The sequence below is a fragment of the Paenibacillus sp. sgz302114 genome, assembly GCF_056120345.1.
In genome coordinates, this window is sequence record NZ_JBVYOI010000032.1 from 1 (window position 1) to 1215 (window position 1215).

Sequence of the window (1215 nt, forward strand, 5' to 3'; positions counted from 1 at the left end):
ATAGGAGTCGAACCCACGACCTACTGATTACAAGTCAGTTGCTCTACCAACTGAGCTACACCGGCATATTTAATTCTTAAATGGTGGCTCGGGACGGAATCGAACCGCCGACACGAGGATTTTCAGTCCTCTGCTCTACCAACTGAGCTACCGAGCCGAACTTTGATTAAATGGCGGAGCCGACGGGATTCGAACCCGCGGTCTCCTGCGTGACAGGCAGGCATGTTGGGCCACTACACCACGGCTCCGCGTTACTAATGCTCGGTATATAACCGAATTGTTTTGGTTGCGGGGGCAGGATTTGAACCTGCGGCCTTCGGGTTATGAGCCCGACGAGCTACCGAGCTGCTCCACCCCGCGTCATTAAGTTATATGGTGGAGGCTGACGGGATCGAACCGCCGACCCTCTGCTTGTAAGGCAGATGCTCTCCCAGCTGAGCTAAGCCTCCATTACAGCGACAAGTAATATCTTAACTCAATTACAATATCGAATGCAAGTCTTTTTTTCTGGTAATTAATGGTGACCCGTAGGGGACTCGAACCCCTGTTACCTCCGTGAAAGGGAGGTGTCTTAACCACTTGACCAACGGGCCTGATACCGATAAAAATTTCTGGCGGAGAGCGAGGGATTCGAACCCTCGAGACACGGTTAGCGCCTACACGATTTCCAATCGTGCTCCTTCGACCACTCGGACAGCTCTCCAGAAATGGCTCCCCGAACAGGACTCGAACCTGTGACAACTCGATTAACAGTCGAGTGCTCTACCAACTGAGCTATCAGGGAATAGTTTTATAAAAAAAATTGGTGGAGCCAAGCGGGATCGAACCGCTGACCTCCTGCTTGCAAGGCAGGCGCTCTCCCAGCTGAGCTATGGCCCCAAAGGGAATGGTTGGCCTTAGTGGACTCGAACCACCGACCTCACCCTTATCAGGGGTGCGCTCTAACCAGCTGAGCTAAAGGCCAATAAAAAACCCACGGTTAGGTGGGAGTCTTCATTCTATTCAAAGATGACACCATAAAAACTGAATATGATTTCATGCAAAACATTTAGCTGGTTGTCTCTAAGAAGAGACGTTAGGATAAGCCCTCGACCGATTAGTATTCGTCAGCTGCACACGTTGCCGCGCTTCCACCTCGAACCTATCAACCTGATCGTCTTTCAGGGGTCTTACGTACTGGGAAATCTCATCTTGAGGGGGGCTTCACGCTTAGAT

At 51.0% G+C, this 1215-nt stretch carries 9 tRNA genes and 1 rRNA gene; all 10 read right to left on the reverse strand.

The features are described from left to right. Window positions 1-81 precede the first annotated feature (81 nt). A tRNA-Phe gene (locus tag AC0LWF_RS27710) sits at window positions 82-157 on the reverse strand. 14 nt (window positions 158-171) lie between these two features. Next, window positions 172-248: transfer RNA gene (locus AC0LWF_RS27715), tRNA-Asp, on the reverse strand. Between the two features lie 35 nt (window positions 249-283). After that, window positions 284-360, reverse strand: a tRNA-Met gene (locus tag AC0LWF_RS27720). A 13-nt stretch (window positions 361-373) separates the two neighbouring features. Further along, a tRNA-Val gene (locus tag AC0LWF_RS27725) sits at window positions 374-449 on the reverse strand. A gap of 69 nt (window positions 450-518) precedes the next feature. After that, window positions 519-593, reverse strand: a tRNA-Glu gene (locus AC0LWF_RS27730). A gap of 19 nt (window positions 594-612) precedes the next feature. Beyond that, window positions 613-703 (reverse strand) — tRNA-Ser (locus AC0LWF_RS27735). Window positions 704-708: 5 nt separating this feature from the next. Beyond that, window positions 709-784: transfer RNA gene (locus tag AC0LWF_RS27740), tRNA-Asn, on the reverse strand. 19 nt (window positions 785-803) lie between these two features. Continuing rightward, window positions 804-879 (reverse strand) — tRNA-Ala (locus tag AC0LWF_RS27745). 8 nt (window positions 880-887) lie between these two features. Then, window positions 888-964 (reverse strand) — tRNA-Ile (locus tag AC0LWF_RS27750). Window positions 965-1076: 112 nt separating this feature from the next. Continuing rightward, window positions 1077-1215: ribosomal RNA gene (locus AC0LWF_RS27755) — 23S ribosomal RNA — on the reverse strand; the annotation flags it as partial.